Annotated in this window: 18 protein-coding genes and 1 pseudogene; 13 read left to right on the top strand and 6 right to left on the bottom strand. The window is 69.2% G+C overall.

Annotated features, from left to right (window positions below):
* The 3 genes and pseudogenes from AC1RWI_RS34085 to AC1RWI_RS34075 form a co-directional block, all read left to right on the top strand.
* A pseudogene (locus AC1RWI_RS34085) lies at positions 1-77 on the top strand (zinc-binding dehydrogenase); the annotation flags it as partial.
* An 8-nt stretch (positions 78-85) separates the two neighbouring features.
* The gene (gene fghA, locus AC1RWI_RS34080) at positions 86-937 is read left to right on the top strand and encodes an S-formylglutathione hydrolase (protein WP_492870523.1); all 852 of its coding nucleotides are present in this window, start codon (positions 86-88) and stop codon (positions 935-937) included.
* A gap of 219 nt (positions 938-1,156) precedes the next feature.
* Positions 1,157-1,519 (top strand): hypothetical protein, encoded by a 363-nt coding sequence (locus tag AC1RWI_RS34075; RefSeq protein WP_043358138.1) that lies wholly within the window; start codon positions 1,157-1,159, stop codon positions 1,517-1,519.
* 5 nt (positions 1,520-1,524) lie between these two features.
* On the opposite strand, the gene AC1RWI_RS34070 is transcribed toward AC1RWI_RS34075, so the two are convergent.
* On the bottom strand, positions 1,525-2,523 hold the full coding sequence (locus AC1RWI_RS34070) for a GlxA family transcriptional regulator (protein WP_492870522.1): 999 nt from the start codon (positions 2,521-2,523) through the stop codon (positions 1,525-1,527).
* Between the two features lie 208 nt (positions 2,524-2,731).
* Between AC1RWI_RS34070 and AC1RWI_RS34065 the strand changes: the two genes are divergently transcribed.
* The 7 genes from AC1RWI_RS34065 (at position 2,732) to AC1RWI_RS34035 (ending at position 10,195) form a co-directional block, all read left to right on the top strand.
* A complete protein-coding gene (locus AC1RWI_RS34065; RefSeq protein ID WP_052495040.1) occupies positions 2,732-3,796 on the top strand; it encodes an ABC transporter substrate-binding protein in 1,065 nt (354 codons plus the stop codon).
* Complete coding sequence (locus AC1RWI_RS34060) at positions 3,777-4,820, top strand: ABC transporter permease (protein ID WP_492870521.1); 1,044 nt, start codon at positions 3,777-3,779, stop codon at positions 4,818-4,820. The genes AC1RWI_RS34065 and AC1RWI_RS34060 overlap by 20 nt, the downstream gene beginning before the upstream one ends.
* On the top strand, positions 4,814-5,644 hold the full coding sequence (locus tag AC1RWI_RS34055; RefSeq protein WP_043354956.1) for an ABC transporter ATP-binding protein: 831 nt from the start codon (positions 4,814-4,816) through the stop codon (positions 5,642-5,644). Before AC1RWI_RS34060 ends, AC1RWI_RS34055 begins: the two co-directional genes overlap by 7 nt.
* 3 nt (positions 5,645-5,647) lie before the next feature.
* On the top strand, positions 5,648-6,592 hold the full coding sequence (locus AC1RWI_RS34050; protein WP_492870520.1) for a substrate-binding periplasmic protein: 945 nt from the start codon (positions 5,648-5,650) through the stop codon (positions 6,590-6,592).
* Positions 6,593-6,657: 65 nt separating this feature from the next.
* On the top strand, positions 6,658-7,968 hold the full coding sequence (locus AC1RWI_RS34045) for an acyl-CoA dehydrogenase family protein (RefSeq protein WP_492870519.1): 1,311 nt from the start codon (positions 6,658-6,660) through the stop codon (positions 7,966-7,968).
* A gap of 7 nt (positions 7,969-7,975) precedes the next feature.
* Positions 7,976-9,469, top strand: coding sequence for an FAD/NAD(P)-binding protein (locus tag AC1RWI_RS34040; protein WP_492870518.1), 1,494 nt, complete (start codon positions 7,976-7,978; stop codon positions 9,467-9,469).
* A gap of 252 nt (positions 9,470-9,721) precedes the next feature.
* Positions 9,722-10,195 (top strand): hypothetical protein, encoded by a 474-nt coding sequence (locus AC1RWI_RS34035; RefSeq protein ID WP_492870517.1) that lies wholly within the window; start codon positions 9,722-9,724, stop codon positions 10,193-10,195.
* Positions 10,196-10,223: 28 nt separating this feature from the next.
* Here the strand turns inward: AC1RWI_RS34035 and shc are convergent, their stop codons facing one another.
* The 4 genes from shc to AC1RWI_RS34015 form a co-directional block, all read right to left on the bottom strand.
* The gene (gene shc / locus AC1RWI_RS34030; RefSeq protein WP_492870516.1) at positions 10,224-12,290 is read right to left on the bottom strand and encodes a squalene--hopene cyclase; all 2,067 of its coding nucleotides are present in this window, start codon (positions 12,288-12,290) and stop codon (positions 10,224-10,226) included.
* Positions 12,287-12,826 carry a TetR/AcrR family transcriptional regulator gene (locus AC1RWI_RS34025; RefSeq protein WP_492870515.1) on the bottom strand — a complete coding sequence of 180 codons (540 nt, stop codon included), beginning with the start codon at positions 12,824-12,826 and terminating at the stop codon, positions 12,287-12,289. The genes shc and AC1RWI_RS34025 overlap by 4 nt, the downstream gene beginning before the upstream one ends.
* A 219-nt stretch (positions 12,827-13,045) precedes the next feature.
* Positions 13,046-13,792 (bottom strand): substrate-binding domain-containing protein, encoded by a 747-nt coding sequence (locus AC1RWI_RS34020; RefSeq protein ID WP_492870524.1) that lies wholly within the window; start codon positions 13,790-13,792, stop codon positions 13,046-13,048.
* A 243-nt stretch (positions 13,793-14,035) separates the two neighbouring features.
* Entirely contained in the window at positions 14,036-15,001 is a 966-nt protein-coding gene (locus AC1RWI_RS34015) for a LysR family transcriptional regulator (protein WP_052495038.1), read from the bottom strand.
* A gap of 292 nt (positions 15,002-15,293) precedes the next feature.
* Here AC1RWI_RS34015 and AC1RWI_RS34010 point away from each other — a divergent pair, with 292 nt between their 5' ends.
* A complete protein-coding gene (locus AC1RWI_RS34010) occupies positions 15,294-16,493 on the top strand; it encodes a GGDEF domain-containing protein (protein ID WP_492870514.1) in 1,200 nt (399 codons plus the stop codon).
* A 19-nt stretch (positions 16,494-16,512) separates the two neighbouring features.
* Here the strand turns inward: AC1RWI_RS34010 and AC1RWI_RS34005 are convergent, their stop codons facing one another.
* Positions 16,513-17,550: an AraC family transcriptional regulator gene (locus tag AC1RWI_RS34005; protein ID WP_043354945.1), complete on the bottom strand. Its 1,038-nt coding sequence runs from the start codon at positions 17,548-17,550 to the stop codon at positions 16,513-16,515.
* 213 nt (positions 17,551-17,763) lie between these two features.
* Between AC1RWI_RS34005 and AC1RWI_RS34000 the strand changes: the two genes are divergently transcribed.
* Both AC1RWI_RS34000 and AC1RWI_RS33995 read left to right on the top strand, forming a co-directional pair.
* The gene (locus tag AC1RWI_RS34000) at positions 17,764-18,897 is read left to right on the top strand and encodes an acyl-CoA dehydrogenase family protein (RefSeq protein WP_043354943.1); all 1,134 of its coding nucleotides are present in this window, start codon (positions 17,764-17,766) and stop codon (positions 18,895-18,897) included.
* Between the two features lie 76 nt (positions 18,898-18,973).
* Positions 18,974-20,494, top strand: coding sequence for a CoA-acylating methylmalonate-semialdehyde dehydrogenase (locus AC1RWI_RS33995; protein WP_492870513.1), 1,521 nt, complete (start codon positions 18,974-18,976; stop codon positions 20,492-20,494).
* Positions 20,495-20,644: the final 150 nt, after the last annotated feature.

Raw genomic sequence — 20,644 nt, 5'->3', positions numbered from 1 at the left:
TGCCGCTGGAGCGCATCAACGAGGGCTTCGACCTGATGAAGCGCGGCGAGTCGATCCGCTCGGTCGTGCTGTACTGAGGCCGGCCATGCTAGAGCTTCTCTCCGAGCACGGCTGCTTCGGCGGCGTGCAGCGTTTCTATCGCCATGCATCGGCCACCATTGGCCTGCCGATGCGGTTCTCGGTGTTCCTGCCCGCGCAGGCGCTGGTCCAGCCCGAACAGCGCCTGCCCGCGCTGTTCTACCTGGCCGGCCTGACCTGTACCGAGGAAACCTTCATGATCAAGGCCGGGGCCCAGCGCTATGCCGCCGAGCACGGCCTGATCCTGGTGGCACCGGATACCAGCCCGCGCGACACCGGCATTGCCGGCGAGGCCGAGTCGTGGGATTTCGGCGTGGGGGCGGGCTTCTACCTGGACGCCACGCAAGCGCCGTGGAGCCAGCACTGGCGCATGGAAAGCTATGTGACGCAAGAGCTGTTCGACCTGGTCACCACGGTGCTGCCCGCCGACGCGCAGCGCGTCGGCATCTTCGGCCACTCGATGGGCGGGCACGGCGCGCTGGTGCTGGCGCAGCGTCACCCCGGGCGCTTTCGCTCGGTGTCGGCGTTTGCGCCAATCGCCGCGCCCACGCGTTGCCCCTGGGGCGAGAAGGCGTTCAGCCGCTACCTGGGCACGGATCGCGCCAGCTGGGAACAGTACGATGCCTCGGCACTGATGGCGCGCCAGGCAAAGGCGCCCTTTCCCCGCGGCATCCTGGTCGACCAGGGCCTGGCAGACAAATTCCTTGCCGATCAGTTGTATCCGGAGGTCTTCGAAGCCGCGTGCGCCGCCATCGGGCAGCCGCTGCTGCTGCGCCGGCACGAGGGCTACGACCACGGCTACTACTTCATCGCCACCTTGATGGAAAACCATCTCCGGCATCACGCAGCGCAGCTCTGAAGCTGCGCCGCCGGCGATTTCGCGCTCTCCAGGCAGTTCCACCGAGAACCTGATGATGCACCTGCTGGTGGAGGACCTTTGGGCAGGCGGCGCCGCTTGGTAATACGTTGAAACAAGACGGTGGCCGCTGAAACGGAATCCGCCGGGCGCGGCGTTGCCCGCCGGCGCGGCATGCTGCTAGCATCCTCCGGGAACGCGACAACCCCGAAGGACATCACGATGCTCCGCAGCGCCCGCACTTCCCGCCTGATTCCCGTGGCGGCCACGTTGATGCTCTGCTGCGCCGCCTTTGCGCAGGGCTCGCCCGCCGGCGGCGACGAAGCCATGAACGCGATCCAGAGCAACTTCGCGCGCATGACGCCCTCGCCGCGCACGGTGGACAGCATCAACCAGGAGTTGCGGCAGAACCACACCGCGCCGGTCGGGACCAGCGGGCGTGGCGGCGGCCGAGGCCGGGGTCGCCAGCGCTCGCAAGACAGCACGCAGAACGGCAGCGGCGCCGATACGCCGGCGAGCCAGGATCCGGGCCTTCACGCCAATGCGCCCTCCGCGGCGGCGTCGCCCGCCACAGGCAACCAGTAGCCGCGCTATGGCCGCACGGCCCCAAACCGCTCGCGGTACTCGCGCGGCGTGATACCGAGCTGACGCAGGAACGCGCGCCGCAGCCCTTCATCCGACCCAAAGCCGGTGCGCGCCGCAATGGCCTTGAGCGGCAGCTCACCCTGCTCCAGCAGCCGCCGCGCCCCTTCAATGCGCGCCGACTCGATGAACGCCATCGGGCTGGCACCCGCCTCCCGCGCAAACACGCGCCGGAAATTGCGCTCACTCATCGCCACCCGCCCCGCCATTTCCTCCAGCGTGAAGTCGTGCGCCAGGTCGGACAGGATCCAGTCCTGCACGCCGCGAATGCCGGCATGGCTGGTCGCCTGGCTGGCCAGGTGCAGGCTGTACTGCGATTGGCCGCCCGGGCGCTTGAGGTAGACCACCAGCTCGCGCGCCAGGTATAGGGCCAGGTCCCGGCCGAGATCCTCTTCCACCACGGCCAGCGCCAGGTCGATGCCGGCGGTCACCCCGGCGGACGTCCACAGGTTGCCCTGGCGGATGAAGATAGCATCCGCATCCACCTCCACGGCTGGAAAGCGCTGGCGCAGCAGCGTGGCCACGCTCCAGTGCGTGGTGGCGCGGCGCCCGTCCAGCACGCCCGCCGCCGCCAGGAAAAAGGTGCCCGAGCACAGCGCAATCAATCGTCCGATGCGAGGCGCCACGGCACGCGCCCACGGCACGATGCCTTGGGCATCGCCCATGGCCCGCTCGATGTCGCGCGCGCCGACGATCACCGCGATATCCGGCAGCAGCACGGGATCGAGCCGCGCCGTGGCCTCCAGCGTCATCAGCGTGTCCGAGCGCACCGGGCCGGCCTCCAGCGCCACCACCCGCGAGGCATAGGCCGGTGGCTGCCCGAGCTGGGCCAGCCGCACATTGGCGTAGTCGAACACCGTCATCGGGCCGATCGCCTCCATGGCCTTGAAGCCGGGGTACACCACGATATCCACCCGCCTCGGGGCGGTGACTGCCTGCGCTTGCATCGATCTGACCGGAGCCGAAAGCGGCGATCTTAACCCAGCAGGCCTTCGGCCACCGTCTGCGCACAAGCATATGCAGCGCCCGCATTAGTCGCTGGGCGTGCAAGCTTGTGCCAACAAATTCGTTCTATTGCAGTGAACCTGTTCTTAGCATGGTGCATATCGTCCACATCCCACCACATCGGGCATACCGCCGCCTACGAGGAGTGTCATGCATCAAGAGCCAGAGCAACCGTTGGCCAACCACCGTCCCGCGTGCGCGGACAACCCGCGCAGCACCGCCACCCTGAGCCGCCGCGGCTGGCTACAGGCGGCCGGCACGCTGGCCGTGGCCAGCAGCGTCGCGCCCTTTGTCTGGACGTCCCGGGCCAGCGCCGCGGGGCAGCGCAAGCCGATCAAGCTGGCCTGGAACGCCAGCAGCGTGTGCCTGGCGCCGGTCGCCGCGGCCGTAAAGGAAGACATCTTCCGCAACCATGGCCTTGAGGTGGAGCTGATCAACTTTGGCGGCTCCACCGACCAGTTGCTGGAAGCCATCGCCACCAGGAAGGCAGATGCGGGCGTGGGCATGGCGCTGCGCTGGCTTAAGCCGCTGGAACAGGGTTTTGACGTGAAGCTGACCGCCGCCACCCACGGCGGCTGCATGCGGCTGCTCACCCTGCGCAATTCCGGCGTGACCGACCTGACGAGCCTCAAGGGCAAGACGGTGGCGGTCAGCGACATGGCCAGCCCGGCCAAGAATTTCTTCTCCATCCTGCTGGCCAAGCGCGGCATCGACCCGGTGCGCGACGTGCAGTGGCGCCAGTACCCGGCGGACCTGCTCGGCATCGCGCTGGAAAAGGGCGAGGCCCAGGCCGCCGCCGATGGCGATCCGCGCACCTACCTGCTGCGCAAGGAACGCAGCCTGGTCGAGGTGGCCACCAACCTGTCGGATGAATATGCCAACCGCTCGTGCTGCGTGCTGGGGATTCGCGGCAGCCTGCTGCGCGAGGACAAGCCGGCCGCCGCCGCGCTCACGCACGCCGTGCTGCAGGCGCAGGACTGGACGGTAGCGCACCCGGAGGACGCCGCCCGGCATTTTGCCGAGTTCGCCAAGGTGCCGCAGGCCGATGTGGTGGCCATGCTCAAGAGCCACACCCACGGCCACCATCCGGTCGGCGCGGACCTGAAGAAGGAACTGGCGCAATACACGGACGAGCTCAAGCTGGTGTCGGTCATCCGGCCAGGCACCGATTCCAACAAGTTCGCGGAGCGCATCTATGCCAACGTTCTCGGCTGAGGGGCAACACGGCGTGCATGGCGTGCATGGCGTGCAGGATGCGCACGATGACTTCCTGGCCGTGCCCGCGCCAGCCGTGCCGCGCGTCTGGCTGGGTGGCGCGCTGGCTGCGGCGGCCTGGCTGAGCGTGGCGGCCATCGTCAAGTTCTGGCCGGAGCCGGAGGACTGGCCGCTGACCCATGAGACCGCCTCGCTGTTCGCGGGCATTGCCGCGGTGCTGCTGGTGCTGGCCTTCGTGCAGCACCGGCTGGGCGGCATAGGCGCTTGGTTGCGCCGCGCGGGGCCCTGGCTGCTCGTGCTAGCCGTGCTGACCTTCATCTGGGAAGTGGTGACCGCCAAGCTCGGGCTGCTGCCGCGCCCCTTCTTCGCACCGCCGCAGGCGCTTGTCGAAGTCTTTGTCGAGGACTATGCGCGGCTGGCAGAGGCGGTGGCGCATTCGTTGCGCCTGCTGGCCACCGGCTACCTGCTGGGCGCGCTGGCGGGCTTCCTGACTGGCGTGTCCATCGGCTGGTCGAGCCGCGCGGGCTACTGGGTCCATCCGGTGCTGCGCCTGCTGGGCCCGCTGCCGGCCACGGCCTGGCTGCCGATCGTGTTCTTCGCCTTTCCCAGCAGCGCCAGCGCCGCCACCTTCCTGGTGGCGCTGGCCACGTGGTTCCCGGTCACGGTGCTGACCTGGTCCGGCGTGGCGGCGGTCGACCCGGCCTACTACGACGTGGCGCGCACGCTCGGCGCCAAGGAGCGCTTCCTGGTGCTCAAGGTGGCGGTGCCGGCGGCACTGCCCAGCGTGTTCGTTGGCTTGTTCATGGGCCTTGGCGCGTCGTTCTCCGTGCTGGTGGTGGCCGAGATGCTGGGCGTCAAGTCCGGGCTGGGCTGGTATCTGCAATGGGCCCAGGGCTGGGCCGCCTACGCCAGCATGTACGGCGCGCTGCTGGTCATGGCGATCATCTTCTCCGGGCTCATCACGCTGCTGTTCCGCTCGCGGGATCGCCTGCTGGCATGGCAAAAAGGAGTGGTCAAATGGTAAGCGCCGTGCTCGATAAACCCGCCCAGGCCCAACCTGCGCAAGCCGCCACCGGCAGGGACAGCGCCAGCAACGGCGTACGCCTGACGATCGACCAGGTGAGCCACCATTTCACGCTGCGCGACCAGGTGTTGCCGGTGCTCAGCCGCGTCAGCCTGACGGCCGAGCCAGGCGAATTCGTGGCCCTGCTCGGCCCCAGCGGCTGCGGCAAGTCCACCCTGCTGCGGCTCGTTGCCGGGCTGGAGCCGCCGCGGCGCGGCACGCTCGCAGTGGATGGCGTGCCGATCGGCGGGCCGGACCCGAGCCGGGTGGTGGTGTTCCAGGACCCGACGCTGTACCCGTGGCGCACCGTCTGGGACAACGCCGCGCTGGGCCTGGAGGCGCGCGGCTTGCTCGGCAGCCAGCGCGAGCGCGTGGACGATGCGCTGGCGCGCGTTGGCCTGACCGAGTTCGCGCGAGCCTATCCGCGCCAGCTGTCCGGCGGCATGGCACAACGCGCCGCGTTGGCGCGCGCGCTGGTCAACGAGCCGCGCTTGCTGATCCTCGACGAACCGCTGGGCAAGCTCGATTCCCTCACGCGCCTGAGCATGCAGGGCGAACTGGTTTCGTTATGGCAGCGCGCGCGCTTTACCGCGCTGCTGGTCACCCACGACGTGGAAGAAGCGCTGCTGCTGGCAACCCGCGTGATCGTGTTCAGCGAACGCCCCGCCCGCATCACCGCGGAAATCAAGATCGATCGCGACTACCCGCGCCACCGCGACGATCCCGAGCTGATCCGGCTGCGCCGTGAAATCCTGGGCCTGCTGGGACTGGGCCAGGGATGGTAAGCCATGCCCGATGAGCTCTGGCATCTGAACGGCACCGGGTGGCTGGGCCTGCATGCGGTGCAACAGCGCAACCCAGCGCGCGCCCTGCCCCGCATCCCGCGGGCAGCGCTGCGTGCCGTGCGCCGCGCGACAGGCGCCATGACACTGGCCGCCGGTGCCATGGCCGTGCCACTCTGGCTGTTCACGGGTGCACCCTGGCAAGCACAACCGTCCGAGCCCGGCCCACTGCTCCTGCAGGCCCGGGCGCGCGGCGAGCTGGTGGTGGGCGTGCACGCCTATGCGCGCCCCACGCCACCAGGCCGGCCCCTGATCGCGGAGCCCGACCCGGGCGAGGCCGCACTGGCCGCCGAGCTCGGCCGCGCGCTGGGCGTACCGGTGCGGCTGCGTCATCTGCCCGTTGCAGGCATTGGCGACAGCGCCAACACGGATATCGACCTCGCCTTCGGCGCGCCGCGGGACGCCGGACATCCACGCGCGGCTGCCGTGCCGGCGCCGGCCACGCCGCGCGGCACCTTGCTGACGCTGCGCTACACGCCGGTCAGCCGGCTCGATGCCCTCAACGGCAAGACGGCCTGCGTGAGCGCGGGCAGCCCCTTTCAACCCGCGCTGGCGCGCGCCGGCGCCGTGCTGCGCGGCTATCCCTCCGCGCTGCAGGCGCTGCTGGCGTTCCGCCGCGGCGAGTGCGCGGCGGTGGCGGAAGACGCCACCCTGGTCGCCCGGGTGATGCGCTTGCCCGAGTGGCGTTTCTTTACCGCGGCGCCGCTGGTGCTCGACGGCGAGGGCGCCGCGCTGGCGCTGCGCCAGCCGGACGCGCAATCCGCCCGCTACCTGGCGCAATGGCTGGCGCGCTGGCAGCGCGACGGGCGCCTTGCGCGGCTGCGCGACGTGGCCGCCGGCGACGCCGCTTTCAACATGATGCTGGTGGAAAGCGGGCTGATTTGCCACTAAGCCCCGCCACGCAACACCACACCACACCAAAGACAAAACAGCACAAACACACGACAGGAGCAACCATGAGCTTGCAATCCACCGGCACCACCAGCCGGCAACGGATTTCCCAGTGGCATCGCGAAAACGGCTTCGCCTCGGGCGAGCTTGCCGAGCCGGCCTCGCCACCGCCCGGCGCGGCCCGCGCGCTTGCCAGCGACGAAGCGCTGCGTGCCTCGTCCGAACGCTTTGCCGCGCGCGCCGCCGCCCATGACCGCGATGGCAGCTTCGCCTTCGAGAACATCGCCGAGCTCCACCAGCTTGGCCTGCTCGCCCTGACCGTGCCGCGCGCGCTTGGCGGTGCCGGGGCGGGACTAGCCGACGCCCGCCGCATCGTCCATCACGTTGCCGCCGGAGATCCGTCTACCGCGCTGGTGCTGGTGATGCAGATCCTTGGCCACCGCAACCTGGCGCAAGACACGCAATGGCCGGCGCCCCTGCGCGAGCAGGTGCAGCGCAGCGCGGTGGAGCAAGGCGCGCTGATCAACTCGCTGCGCGTGGAGCCCGAGCTGGGGTCTCCCGCGCGCGGCGGCCTGCCAGCCACGGTGGCACGCCGGCACGGCGATGGCTGGCGCTTGTCCGGCCACAAGATCTACGCCACCGGCATCCCGGCCCTGCGCTGGCTGGCCGTGTGGGGGCGCACCGATGAGCCGGTCCCGCGCACCGGCGTGTTCCTGGTGCCGCGCGACGCGCCCGGCATCACCGTGGTGCCCACCTGGGACCATCTCGGCATGCGCGCCACCGGCAGCCACGACGTGGTCTTCGACAACACGCCGCTGCCCGCCGCCTACGCGGTCGACCTGCGCCTGCCCGCCGCCTGGGGCGAGCGCCACGACCCGGCCTGGGCTGTGTGGACGTCGACCCTGCTCGGCACGCTTTATGACGCCGTGGCGCGCAGCGCCCGCGACTGGTTCGTGGCATGGCTCAACCTGCGCGAGCCCGGCAGCCTGGGTGCGCCGCTGGCCACCTTGCCGCGCTTGCAGGAAGCGGTGGGCCGCATCGACGCCTGGCTGCTGGCCAACCGCGTGCTGCTGGAGCGCTTCAGCGCAGATGCCGATGCCGGCGCGCCGGCCAGCGCCAGCGACAGCAACCTGCTCAAGCTCAACGTGACCGACAACGCCATCGCCGCCGTCGAGCTCGCGCTCAGGCACGCCGGCAACCCCGCCCTGTCGCGCGGCAACCCGCTTGAGCGCCACTACCGCAACGTGCTCTGCAGCCGCATCCACACGCCGCAGAACGACGCGATCCTGGCCGGCGCCGGCGCGCAGGCCCTGCGCGCGGCGGCCGGCATCGCAACCCATGCCGCGGCAGCCACGCCGCCCGGCACCCGAGCCTGAGGCCATCATGACCCGACCCGACTCCCAGCCGCGCCGCATCGCCATCGTCGGCGGCGGCATGGCCGGCACCCTGAGCGCCATCCGCCTGCTGCGCGACAGCAGCGCCCCGCTTGCCATCCACCTGTTCGAGCCGCGCGCCGAGCCGGGGCGCGGCCTGGCCTACAGCACGCAGGACCCGGCCCACTACCTGAACGGGCCCGCGCTGAACTTCAGTCTTTATCCCGAAGCGCTGGAGGATTTCTCGCAATGGCTGGTACGCCACGGGCATGCCAGCGCAGCCGAGGCCGACAATGCCTTCGTCCCGCGCAGCGTCTATGGCGACTACCTGCGAGACACCCTGGCGCGCGCCCTGGCCGGGGCCGCCGGACGCGCCACGCTGGAGCACGTGCGCACGGAAATCACCGACGTAGCCATCGGCGTGCCGCACCGCGTGCGCAGCGCCGACGGCCGCGCATGGGACGCCGATCACATCGTGCTGGCCACCGGCGTGCAGCAGGCACGGCCAGTGCTGACACAAGACGACACACTGGAGACCGATGGCCGCTACGTCCCGGATCCCTGGCAACCCGATGCACTGGCCCGGCTCGCAAGCGCGCGCGAAATCGCCTTGATCGGCACCAGCCTGACCATGCTCGACGTGGTTGCCACGCTGGAACGGCTCGGCTTCACCGGCACCTACCACGCGTTCTCGCGGCGCGCGCTGGTGCCCTGGCTGCGCCACAACGCCGGCCCCTGCGACGACTTCCTTGCCGCCGCCGGGGCCGAAGCGCTGGCCGCGCCCACCGCCCGCAGCGTGGTCCGCTGGGTGCGCCGGCAGCGCGACAAGCTGGCCGCCCAGGGCCTGGACTGGCAAAGCGTGCCGAGCGCGCTGCGCGCCTACATCGCCCCGCTGTGGGCAGCCGCCAGCGTGCCGGAGCGCCAACGCTTCCTGCGCCATGTGCGCCCCTTCTGGGACAACCTGCTGCACCGCGCGGCGCCGCCCACGCACGCGGTCTTCGAGGCAGTGCGTGCGCAGGGCCGCCTGCATGTGCATGCCGCCCGCGTCACCGCGCTCGAAGCCGTGCCCAGCAAGCATGAAGCGCATGACGCCAACGGCTGGCAACGCAGCCCCACAGGCAAGGCGGAGAAACAAGTCCGTGTGGCTCTGCACCTCTCCCGCGAACTGCAAGCCCCGGCCACGGTGGACGCCGCCATCAACTGCACCGGCGCGCAATACGGCTGGCACGCCGGCAACACCCGGCCGCTGGTGCGCAGCCTGCTGGCGCGCGGCCTGGTCCGGCCAGCGGCAGCCGGATCCGGCCTCGACGGCGACGCGCATGGCCGCGTATTCGATCGCGGCGGCCGCCTCGTGCCAGGCCTCAGCGCACTGGGCGCGCCGCTGCGCGGGGCGCTGTGGGAGTCCGGCACCATCATCGACGTGCGCAACCAGGCGGCAGCGCTGGCGGCGCGGCTGGTGGAGGAACTCGGACTAACGGCCGGGATCGAGGCGCAGGCGGCCTAGACACTGCAGGCTGGCATCCGGCCAACGGACAGCCGCACGCCGAATCCGGCAACGCTTGCCAAGCGCACCCGCCGCTGGCATATAATCTGGTCCGGGCGCCGGCAGGGCGCCCGCTCCCGCAAAAGCCAGCGCACCTGCCTGCCCGTACCGCACGGCGCCGAGCGATCCAGCCCGGCACCGCCAGTTCGTTGCAAGAACCACACCGTTGACCTTTTTTGCCGCCGCGGGAAACGGCATTGCAAAGGACATGACATGTGGCTCACAACGCTCAACACTCCAGCTCGCCTTCCCAATAGCGACTTCCTGCGCCGCCATGCACGCAGGCTGCTGCGCCAGCTCCACGCCGAACAAGCCGTGCAGGCGCTACCGGTAATCCGGCGCATCCACCGTGCGCAGGTACGCACGCAGATACGCACGCAAAGCGTCGCGGAGCTCTACCGGCTGCGCCTTACCCTACAGCTCAAGCACTGCCTGCAACTGCTGGCGGCCGAACTGGGCTACACCAGCTGGTCCGCGTGCAAACGCGACATCGACGCCCGGCCCGCCAGGGTACTGGACCGCTACCGCCTCGACCTTGGACAGTTCGGCGACTACCAGCAACTCTGGTTCGCCGACCGGCAAGGCGCCCAGGCATGGCAAGCGTCCAACGGCGGCTACGTGGTGGCGTATGGCGAGCAAGCGGCGGTACTGCTGACGGGCAACGCCATACCGGCGATGCGTGACTGACCGGGGGGCCGTATGGGGCACCTCGGGGCTACTTCGCCACCGTGCGCCCCGCCAGCTGACGGTAGCGCGTCAGCGCCCATAGCGGGAAGTAGGCGGTGTAGCCGTGGTACTTCAGGTAGTAGATGCGGGGGAAGCCCGGCGCGTTGTGCGACGGATGCTGCCAAAGGCCGCTGCCAGCCTGGCAGTCCAGCAGGTACGCAATGCCCCTGCGCACCGCGGGCGTATCCACCTCGCCCACGGCGAAGAGGGCCAGCAGCGCCCAGGCGGTGCTGTTGGGCGTGCTCTCGCCCCCATTGGTGCCGGCCAGCGAGCCATCGAAGTAGCTATCGTTGGTCTCGCCCCATCCGCCGTCGGCGTGCTGGCAGCGTAGCAGCCAGTCCACTGCCTTGCGGATATAGGGCTGGCGCACGTCCTCGCCCACCAGCGCCAGGCCCGCCAGCACACTCCAGGTGCCATAGATATAGTTGCTGCCCCAGCGTCCCCACCAGGCGCCGTCGGCGCGCTGCGTGCGGCGCAGATAGGCGACGCAGCGTTCGACGGCGGCGGCGTGCGCCTGGCGGTTTCCGCTCAGGCCAATGCACAGCAGCACACGCCCGGAGACGTCCTCGGTGGGCGGATCCAGCAGGGCGCCGTGGTCGGCGAAGGGGATGCGGTTCAGGTACTCGCGATCGCAATTGGCATCGAAGGCGCCAAAGCCGCCGTTGCGCGACTGCAGGCCCACCATCCATTTCACGGCGCTCGCGACCGCGTCCTGGTAGCGCTCGGACTGGCCGATGCGCCTCGCGTGCACGGCCAGCATGGCGGCTACCACGGCGCTGTCGTCGATGTCCGGGTAATGGGCATTGGCGTACTGGAACGCCCAGCCGCCGGGCTGTACCGACGCCGGCACGTGCTTGCCCCAATCGCCGCGCAGGTCTCGCACCTGCCGCGCTTCCAGCCAGTCATAGGCGCGCTGCACCGCCTGCTGCGTGCGCGCGTCGGTGCCGGCGTGCTGCAAGGCCATGATGCTCCAGGCGGTATCCCACACCGGTGACAGGCAGGGCTGGCAATAGGCCGAGCCGTCGGCGCGGCGCACCACGAGCTTGCGGATCGCGGCCAGGCAGGTAACGCGTGCCGGATCGGTCTTTGGCACGCCAAGCAGCGTCATCATCTCGTACCAGTACACCATCGGCGGAAAGATGCCGCCCAGGCCATCCTCGCCGTTCATGCGCTCCACGCACCAGGCTTGCGCCCGGGCGATGGCCCGCCGGCGCACGGCGGCGGGAATCCACGGCTCGATCGTGCGCGCAACCTTGTCGGCCACCAGAAAGGCCTTGCGCATCAGGCCCTTGCTGGAGAAATAGTGCCGCTCGCGCTCGGGCGGTGTGACGAACAGCTCGCGGACCCCGACACGGTGCGGATTGGCGGCCTTGGCCCGCAACGAACACAGTACCGTCAGCGGCACCAGCGTGGAGCGCGCCCAGTAGGCCATCTTGTCCAGATGCACCGGCGCCCAGCGCGGGAACAGGATGAGCTCGACCGGCACGAAGGGCGTGGCGCGCCAGGGCACCTGCCCGAACGTGGCCAGGAGGATGCGGGTGAAGACATTGGCCTTGGCGGCCCCGCCCTGCGCCAGGATGGCGCGGCGGGCCTGGGCCATGTGCGGGGCATCCGGGTCGTCGCCGGCCGCCTTGAGCGCGAAGTAGGCCTTGACGCTGCATGACACGTCGAGCGCGCCACCGTGGTACAGGTCCCAGCCACCATGACGGTCTTGCCGCTGGAGGCTTCGCAGGTAGACCGCCATCGCCGCCTGCAAACCGGCATCGATTTCGTCCACGAAGTGCATCATCAGGATGTACTCGGCGGTAATCGTGGCATCCGACTCTAGCTCGAAGCACCAATGGCCGTCGCGATGCTGGTGGCTCAGCAAGGCGTCGCGGGCAGCGTCGATGGCCCGGTGCAGATTCGCGTCGGCGCCAGGGGTGCCGGGTATGGCTTGCGTGGGCGCGCCGGCGTCCTGCCTGGTGCAAGGCTGCGCGTTTAGCCGGGTATTCAACTGGCTATTCGACTGGGTATTCAACTCGGTATTCAATTGCGCGTTCGATCGTGCGTTCATTGCGGCTGGCGTCGGGTCATCTGATCCAGCTGGCGCAAGACTTCCGCCCTCAACCCGGGTTCCATCGACTGGCTGCCCAGCAGGTCGGCGAGCCACAGCCCGTCAGCGGCCAGGCGGCAAATCATCAGCCTCGCCGCCTCCGCCGCTGGCAGCGGATCGGGGCGTGCGATTTCGGCGATGCGTGGGGCCCAGCGATCGCGCGTATCGGCATCGGTCAGCATCAGCGCCAGCAGCAGATGCAGATAGCTGGCGGCGTCCTCGTTCCTCTCTTCCTGCAACGTCGCCCGCATATAGGCCCGCGTCGCGCGGCCCTCGGCCTGCGTGTCGCTGGCGATCGCTTCGGCCACATCGGTGTTGAAGGTCTCAACCGCATCGTCGAAGAGCGCGTCCAGCAGCGCCTGCTTGTTGCGAAAATGATGCTGCAAGCCACCTTTGCTGACACCGGCACGCGCCGCCACCGCATCCAGCGTGACGGCGCGCAGGCCGGATTCGAGGGCGAGCTGGGCCGCGGAGTGCAATAGCTGCGGGCGCAGCACGTCGGGCTGCTTCTTTCGGCGGTGTGCTTGTGTCATGGTCGCGGATCATACCATCCAGACGGATTGTTTTGAATCCGGATGCGCGCGCGCCAGGAACCCGTTTCAGGATAAGGTCTCCTCGCGCTGGAGCAGACCTGCCGGAGCCGCTTTGCCGCCGCTCCGGATTGCCGGAGCGAGCGCCAGCGTGAACCCGCGCCGGCGCCGCTCAGCCTCTCACACTCACTGTACCCGCGGATCCATCCCGCTGCGCTCGATCTCCCCCCGCGCCGCAGGCGAAGCCAGATAGCGAATCAACGCGCGCCCGGCCTCGGGATGCTCCGCGCCCACCGGCACGCCAGCGGCGAACGTGGTGATTTTCTGCAAAGGCTCGGGAATCTTGCCAACAAAGCTGGCGCCCTTGACCGGCAGCAGCTCGCTGACCTGCTGCAGGCCGATCTGGTAATCGCCCTGCGCCACGACGCTGCCGACCGGCGTCTTCTCGATCTTGTGGGCCCGGCCCTTGACCTGCGCCTCGATGCCCAGCTTCTTGAACATCTCGGTCTCGACATACACGCCGCTGGCGCTGTCCGAGTAGGCGATGGACCTGGCATCCAGCAGGGTCTTGCGGAATGCGTCGACGGTGCTGATATCCGGCTTGGGCGCGCCCTCCCGCACCGACAAGCCGATGCGCGAATCGGCCAGGTCGACCCGGCTGTCCGGCAGCACCTTGCCTTGCTTGATCAGGTCATCCAGCGCATAGGCCACCATGATCACCACGTCGGCATGCTCGCCGCGTGCGAGCCGGTTGGGAATGGCCTCGGGCGACTTGCCCATCGAGGGGCCCCATGCGGTGGACAGCGTATTGCCCGTGGCCTTCTCGAAGCCCGGGCCGAGCGCCTTGTAGGCCGCGGTAAAGCCGCCCGAATTCATGACCTTGACCTCGTCGGCCAGCGCATTGCCGGCGGCCAGCGCCATGCCGGCCAGCATGAGTGCCAGCCATGGCTGCTTGTGTTGCCGAGGGAGACGGGAAGGGGAAACAACGTTGCGGGCTGCCTTTACTGGGGACGGCACGGGGGACGGCACGGTAATGCTCGGCATGGTCATATGCGCTCTCTGTGGGCATTGAAATGGGAATCGGCCTGCCCGCTTCAGTCTCCGCGGCACAGGCCGACTATTCTATGCAAGCACCGCGCACGGCGATAATGCAATGTTTCTTGGATTTGATCGGTTTTACGCATCAATACCAATACCGGCGCTGCCGCCCCGGCCGTGCGCCGATGTGGCCGCGCTCCGGCCGCGCTGTGCCGCCGCCTGCCCGACCATGTCGTACAGGGCTTGCGCATGCGCCGGCAACGTGCGCCCACGGCGGCGCAGGATGCCCAGCGTGCGGGACACGGCGGGATCGCGCAGGGGAACCGCGACCAGCGTGGCGCGCTCGCCACCGGGCAGCGCCAGGCGCGGCACGGCCGCCACCCCCAGCCCGGCCTCCACCAGCGCCAGCACGCTGCTGACATGGCGCACCTCGTAGAAGGCGGCCGGCCGCAGCGGCAGCTCGGCCAGGGCAAGATCCAGCATCAGCCGGTTGCCGCTCGACTTGGCTAACGCTATCAGCGTGTGGGCGCCAAGTTCAGCCCATTTCACCGAGCGGCGCCGGGCCAGCGGATGGTCGTGGCGGCAAGCCAGCACGAAAGGATCGCGCAGCAAGGGCTCGAACAACAGGTCGGCCTCCTGCGTGCCGATGAAGTTCAGGCCAAAGTCCGCCTCGCCGCTGGCCACGCTGTGCAAGACGACGTTGGCGCCTTCGTCCACCATCTTGACGCGGACGTTGGGGAATTGCGCATGAAAACGCGCGATCACCGCCGGCAGGAAGTAATGCGCCGCCGACGGCACGCAGGCAACCGTCACCTCGCCTGAGCGCGTCGCGGCCGCATCGCCGATACCCATCAGGGAAGACTCCACTTCCGCCAGCAGCGCGCGCGCCTTGCCGACAAACTCCCGGCCTACCACGGTCAGGGTGACGCGGCGCGTGGTGCGCTCGAACAGCCTGACATTGAGCGCCTGCTCCAGCTTGTCGATACGACGCGACAGGGCCGGCTGCGACAGGCTGAGGGCCTCGGCGGCGGCGCGGAAGCCGCCTTGCTCCACCACGGCCACCATCGCCTGCAGGTCGCCGAGGTCGAATCTGATCGGTTGCATTGTGTTCCAGGCCAAGGCAGTGATGAAGGGACCAGGCAGGCATTGATGCGCCCCGCCGATCAAAGCGCTATGCCCGGCATTCTAGCCGTCCGGCCCCGGCGCGTCCTCTCGCGCGGGCCTGCGGCAGGCGGATGTCCGACACCCCACGTGCGTAGGTGAATGGGAGTAGCGCCACTGAGGTATTCTCCCGAGCTTCGCCGCCAGGCCCGGCGAGACAACCCGCCTGATCAAGCCTCATCACGCTCCATCGCGCCTCATCGCGCCAACCCACCGCACTGGAGGAAATTTGCAGATGTCGGACCCGTTCGCTTTGCTAGCCGTTACGACGCTCCTTAGCGTCATGATGCTGGCGATCGTCTGGTCGCTGCGGCGCTGCGGCCAGCCGGGCGTGACGTTGTGGTGGCAAGCCAACCTGGCGGCCATGGTCGCGCTGCTGCTGATCACACTGCGCGGCAGGATCCCGGATGCGCTATCGATCGTGGTGGCCAACGGCGCGCTGGCTTGGGGGCTGGCACTGTTTCATGCGGGCATCGCCCGCTTCTGCGGACGGCAGCCACCCTGGCGCGCGATGATCGCCGGCACCTTCGCCGTGGTGGCCGGCGTCGTGACGTGGCGCTATGTATTCAATGATTTCAACACCCGCGTGGTCATCGTCTCGGCATTCCACGCCACGTTCTGCGGCTGCGCAGGGTACGTGCTGGTGCGCTACCGCCCGCGCGCTCGCCCGGCCAGCCATTACCTGACCACCGCCGGGTTCGCCTTCTTCCTGTCCGCGGCCCATGCATTGCGGGGCGTGCTGTCCGCGCTCTCGGTCATGGACCACCCTGCCACGACGAGCACGCCCGGATTGAATGCCGCCTTCCTGGTGCTCGGCGCGCTGGCCATGCCGGGCCTCACCATGGGCGCCGTGCTGATGATCCACGACGCGATGGTGCGCCAGCTCGAGGCCGTGGCCAACACCGATTTCCTGACTGGCGTGATGTCGCGCAAGGCGTTCGAGAACGAGGCCGCGCGCGAGCTGGCGCGCGCCGGGCGCGGCGGCCCGGCGCCGGTGCTGCTCATCATCGACATCGACCACTTCAAGGCGGTCAACGACACCTTCGGCCATGCCGCCGGTGATGCCGTGCTGGTGGAGTTCGCGCGCCTGGCCGCCGCCAGCCTGCGCGCGCCTGACAGGATCGGCCGCATGGGCGGCGAGGAATTCGTCGTGTTGCTGCCAGCCAGTTCACTGGAAGAGGCCCGCGCTGCCGCCGAGCGCATCCGCCTGCTGGCCGAAGGTAGCCGAGTCAGTGGCCCATATGGCACCGTGCGCTATACGGTCAGCGGCGGCTATGCCGGGTGGCACCCCGGCGAGAGCCTGGCGCAGCTCACCGCGCGCGCCGATACGGCGCTCTACATGGCCAAGCTGTCGGGACGCAACCGCATGCTGGCGCATGTGCCTGCCCCGGCAGTGGCCAGCGCGCCCTGCGAACTGGCCACTGGCGAGCATTGACTGAGCCGGGTAGGTGGCCCTAAGCCTGCGACGGCGTGCCCCGGTACGCCCCGGGCCGCAGCCCGGTCCAGCGCCGGAACGCGCGATGGAACGCACCCGGCTCGGCAAAGCCAAGCTCGGCCGCGATTTGCGCCAGCGGTCGGCTGGAATGGCTCAGCGCTTCGATGGCCAGGTCGCGCCGCATCTCATCCTTCAGTTGCTGGTAGGTCCCGCCCTCCTCCATCAGCCGGCGCCGCAGCGACGATGACGACATATGCACGTCGTGCGCCAGGCGGTCGAAGGTGGGCCACTGCTCCGGCGGCTGCGCGCGCAACTGGCGCCGCACGCGCGCCATGACGCTGGTGCGGTCGGTGTATTTCACCACCACGTTGTGCGGTGCGTCGCGCAGGAAGGCCTTGAGGCTGCGCTCGTCCTGGTGCACCGGCTGGTCCAGCCAGGCCGCGTCGAACACCAGCGCCGTGGCCGGCTGGCCGAACGCCAGATGGCGCGAGTACATCAGGCGGTACTCGGCGGCATAGGCCGGCTCCGGATAGCTGAACGCCGCCAGCAGCACGGGCACCCGCCGGCGCAGCAGCCAGCTCATCAGCCCGTGCAGCATGATCAGCATGGTCTCCTGTGCGAACACGCCCGGCGGCTGGCTTGAAGTGGCCGTCAGCACCAGCGCGGCCCGTGCGCGCTTGCCGGCGCCCGGCTCACCGTCCACGCCTTCGCGCTCCAGCCGCACGCGGATATCGTCCAGCAGCAAGCCGAAATAACGCACCACCCGCTCCAGCCCCTGCCCCAGCGTCTTGCTGCCCACGATGGCGTGGCACAGCATGGCAAAGCTGCCGCACTTCATGCGGCGCGAGTCCTGCCCAAAGAATTCATCGTCCAGCGCGGCGGCCACTTCCATCCACAACGCGCTATAGCTTGCCGCCGACACGCGCGCCTGCGGCACCGCCAGCAGCGCGGGCGCGATGCCCGCCGCCTGCAGCACCGGCTCCGGCGCGATGCCGCGCGCGCGCAAGCCCGCGATGGCGTGATGCACGAAGCAGATGGCGACGCTATGTTTTTCCATGGAACGGCTCGGATCGGGAACGGATGGCTTGCTGGCCCAGGCTTGCCGGCAGTGGCAAACGAGTTCAGCAAGGTTGGCGGATTCTGGCATAGGAGCGCCCCGCCTGTCTTCCTACACTTGCTGCCAACACTCCCGCCCAGCGCGGGCCACCAGACCGCCAGCCTCACCTGGATCGCGTGCCCCCACGCCGATCCCGGCCCAACCCGAGCCGCCATGCACCACGAATTCAGCGAACAGCAAACCATGATCCGCGACACCGCGCGCACTTTCGCCAGCGAGCGCCTGGCGCCCTGCGCCGCCGAGTGGGACCGTGCCGGCCAGCTGCCGGCGGAGGTGGTGGCGGAGATGGGTGCGCTCGGGCTGCTCGGCATGATCGTGCCGGAGGAATGGGGCGGCACGTATACCGACTACATCGCCTACGCGCTGGCCATCGAGGAAATCGCCGCGGGCTGCGCCGCCTGCGCCACCCTGATGAGCGTGCACAACTCGGTGGGCTGCGGCCCGATCCTGCACTACGGCACGCAGGCGCAAAAAGAGCGCTACCTGCCGCGCCTGGCCAGCGGCGAGATCATCGGCGCGTTCTGCCTGACCGAGCCACAAGCCGGCTCGGAAGCGCACAACCTGCGCACCCGGGCGCGCGCCACGGACAATGGCTGGGTGCTGTCCGGCAGCAAGCAGTTCGTCACCAACGGCCAGCGCGCGGGCGTGGCCATCGTGTTTGCCGCCACCGAGCCGGCGCAAGGCAAGCGCGGCCTGTCGGCCTTCGTGGTGCCCACCGATACGCCCGGCTTCTCGGTGCACACGCCCGAGCGCAAGATGGGCATCCGCGCCTCCGACACCTGCGCCATCACGCTGGACGACTGCCAAGTGCCGCACGACGCGCTGCTCGGCGAACCCGGCGAGGGATTGCGCATTGCCCTGTCGAACCTGGAGGGCGGGCGCATCGGCATTGCCGCGCAGGCACTCGGCATCGCCCGCTCAGCCTTTGAGGCCGCCTGCCGCTACGCCGCCGAGCGCGTGCAGTTTGGCCGCCCGCTGCGCGAGCATGCGCCCATTGCCAACATGCTGGCCGACATGGCGACCGAACTCAACGCGGCACGCCTGCTGGTGCACCGCGCCGCGCATATGCGCACGGCCGGCCAGCCCTGCCTGTCGGAAGCCTCGCAGGCCAAGCTCTATGCCTCCGAACTGGCCGAGCGCGTGTGCTCCAAGGCGCTGCAGATCCATGGCGGCTACGGCTACCTGGAAGACTACCCGGTCGAGCGCCATTACCGCGACGCCCGCATTACGCAGATCTACGAAGGCACCAGCGAGATCCAGCGCATGCTGATCGCCCGCACCCTTTGAGCTGCTTGCCCGACCGCTTGCCCGACCGCTTTCCTGCCTTGCACCACCCACACCTAGAACCGACGGAGACCACCCCATGAGTGCCCAGAACCCCAACGCCGCCGTTCCCACCGTCAAGCTGTTGATCAACGGCGAGTGGGTGGAGTCCGCTGCCACCGAATTCCGCCCCGTGGTCAATCCGGCCACCCAGCAGGTGCTGGCGCAGGTGCCGCTGGCCACCGCGGCCGAGGTCAACGCCGCCGTGTGCGCCGCGCACCGCGCCTTTGCCACGTGGCGTCACACGCCGCTGGGCGCGCGCCTGCGCATCATGCTCAAGTACCAGGCGCTGATCCGCGAGCACAGCAAGCGCATTGCCGCCATCCTCACCGCCGAGCAAGGCAAGACCCTGGCCGACGCCGAGGGCGACATCTTCCGCGGGCTTGAGGTCGTGGAACACGCCTGCTCGATCGGCACGCTGCAGCAAGGCGGCTTTGCCGAGAACGTGGCCGCCACCGTCGATACCTACACCCTGCAGCAGCCGATTGGCGTATGCGCCGGCATCACGCCGTTCAACTTCCCGGCCATGATCCCGTTGTGGATGTTCCCCATGGCGATCGTGTGCGGCAACACCTTCGTGCTCAAGCCATCGGAGCAAGACCCGCTGTCCACCATGGAACTGGTCAAGCTGGCCATCGAGGCCGGCGTGCCCGCCGGCGTGCTCAACGTGGTCCATGGCGCGCGCGAGGTGGTGGACGCGCTGTGCACGCACCCGGACATCAAGGCGGTTTCCTTCGTCGGCTCCACCGCCGTGGGCACCCACGTCTACAACCTCGCCGGCGCGCACGGCAAGCGCGTGCAATCGATGATGGGCGCCAAGAACCACGCCGTGGTGCTGCCGGACGCGCACCGCGAGCACACGCTCAACGCGCTGGCCGGCGCAGCCTTCGGCGCCGCCGGCCAGCGCTGCATGGCGACTTCGGTAGCCGTGCTGGTAGGCGCGGCGCGCGAATGGCTGCCCGAACTGGTGAAAAAGGCCGCCACGCTCAAGGTCGGCGCCGGCAACGAGCCCGGCACCGACGTATGCCCGGTAGTCTCCGTCGCCGCCAGGCAGCGCGTGCTCGGCCTGATCGAAGCCGGCGAACGCGAAGGCGCCACGCTGGCGCTCGATGGCCGCAACGTGCAGGTAGCCGGCTACCCCGAAGGCAACTTCATCGGCCCGACCGTGTTTGCCGACGTCACCACCGAGATGTCCATCTACACCCAGGAAATCTTCGGCCCGGTGCTGGTAGTGATCGGCGTCGAAACGCTGGACGAAGCCATCGCCCTGGTCAACCGCAACCCCTTCGGCAACGGCACCGGCATATTCACGCAAAGCGGCGCCGCCGCCCGCAAGTTCCAGAGCGAGATCGACGTCGGCCAGGTCGGCATCAACATCCCCATCCCTGTACCCGTGCCCTACTTCAGCTTCACCGGCTCACGCGGCTCCAAGCTCGGCGACCTCGGCCCCTATGGCAAGCAAGTGGTGCAGTTCTATACGCAGACGAAGACCGTCACGGCAAGGTGGTTCGACGACGCAACGGTAAATGACGGGGTGAATACGACCATCAGCCTGCGCTGACCGGCACCGCCCGGCTTCGGCCAACCAACAGCAAGATCAACCAACTGTGGTAGCCGTGTTTCCCGCCCGAAGGGGCGGGAAACACCCAAGCGCGATGCGAAGCGAGCCGTCAAGGTGTGCCAAGGCCGTATGGGGCGCCTCGGGATTCGG

This window comes from Cupriavidus sp. MPR-AND1C, assembly GCF_058809705.1.
The sequence above is the reverse complement of the archived record's forward strand: the minus strand, read 5'-3'. Positions and strand labels throughout refer to the sequence as shown.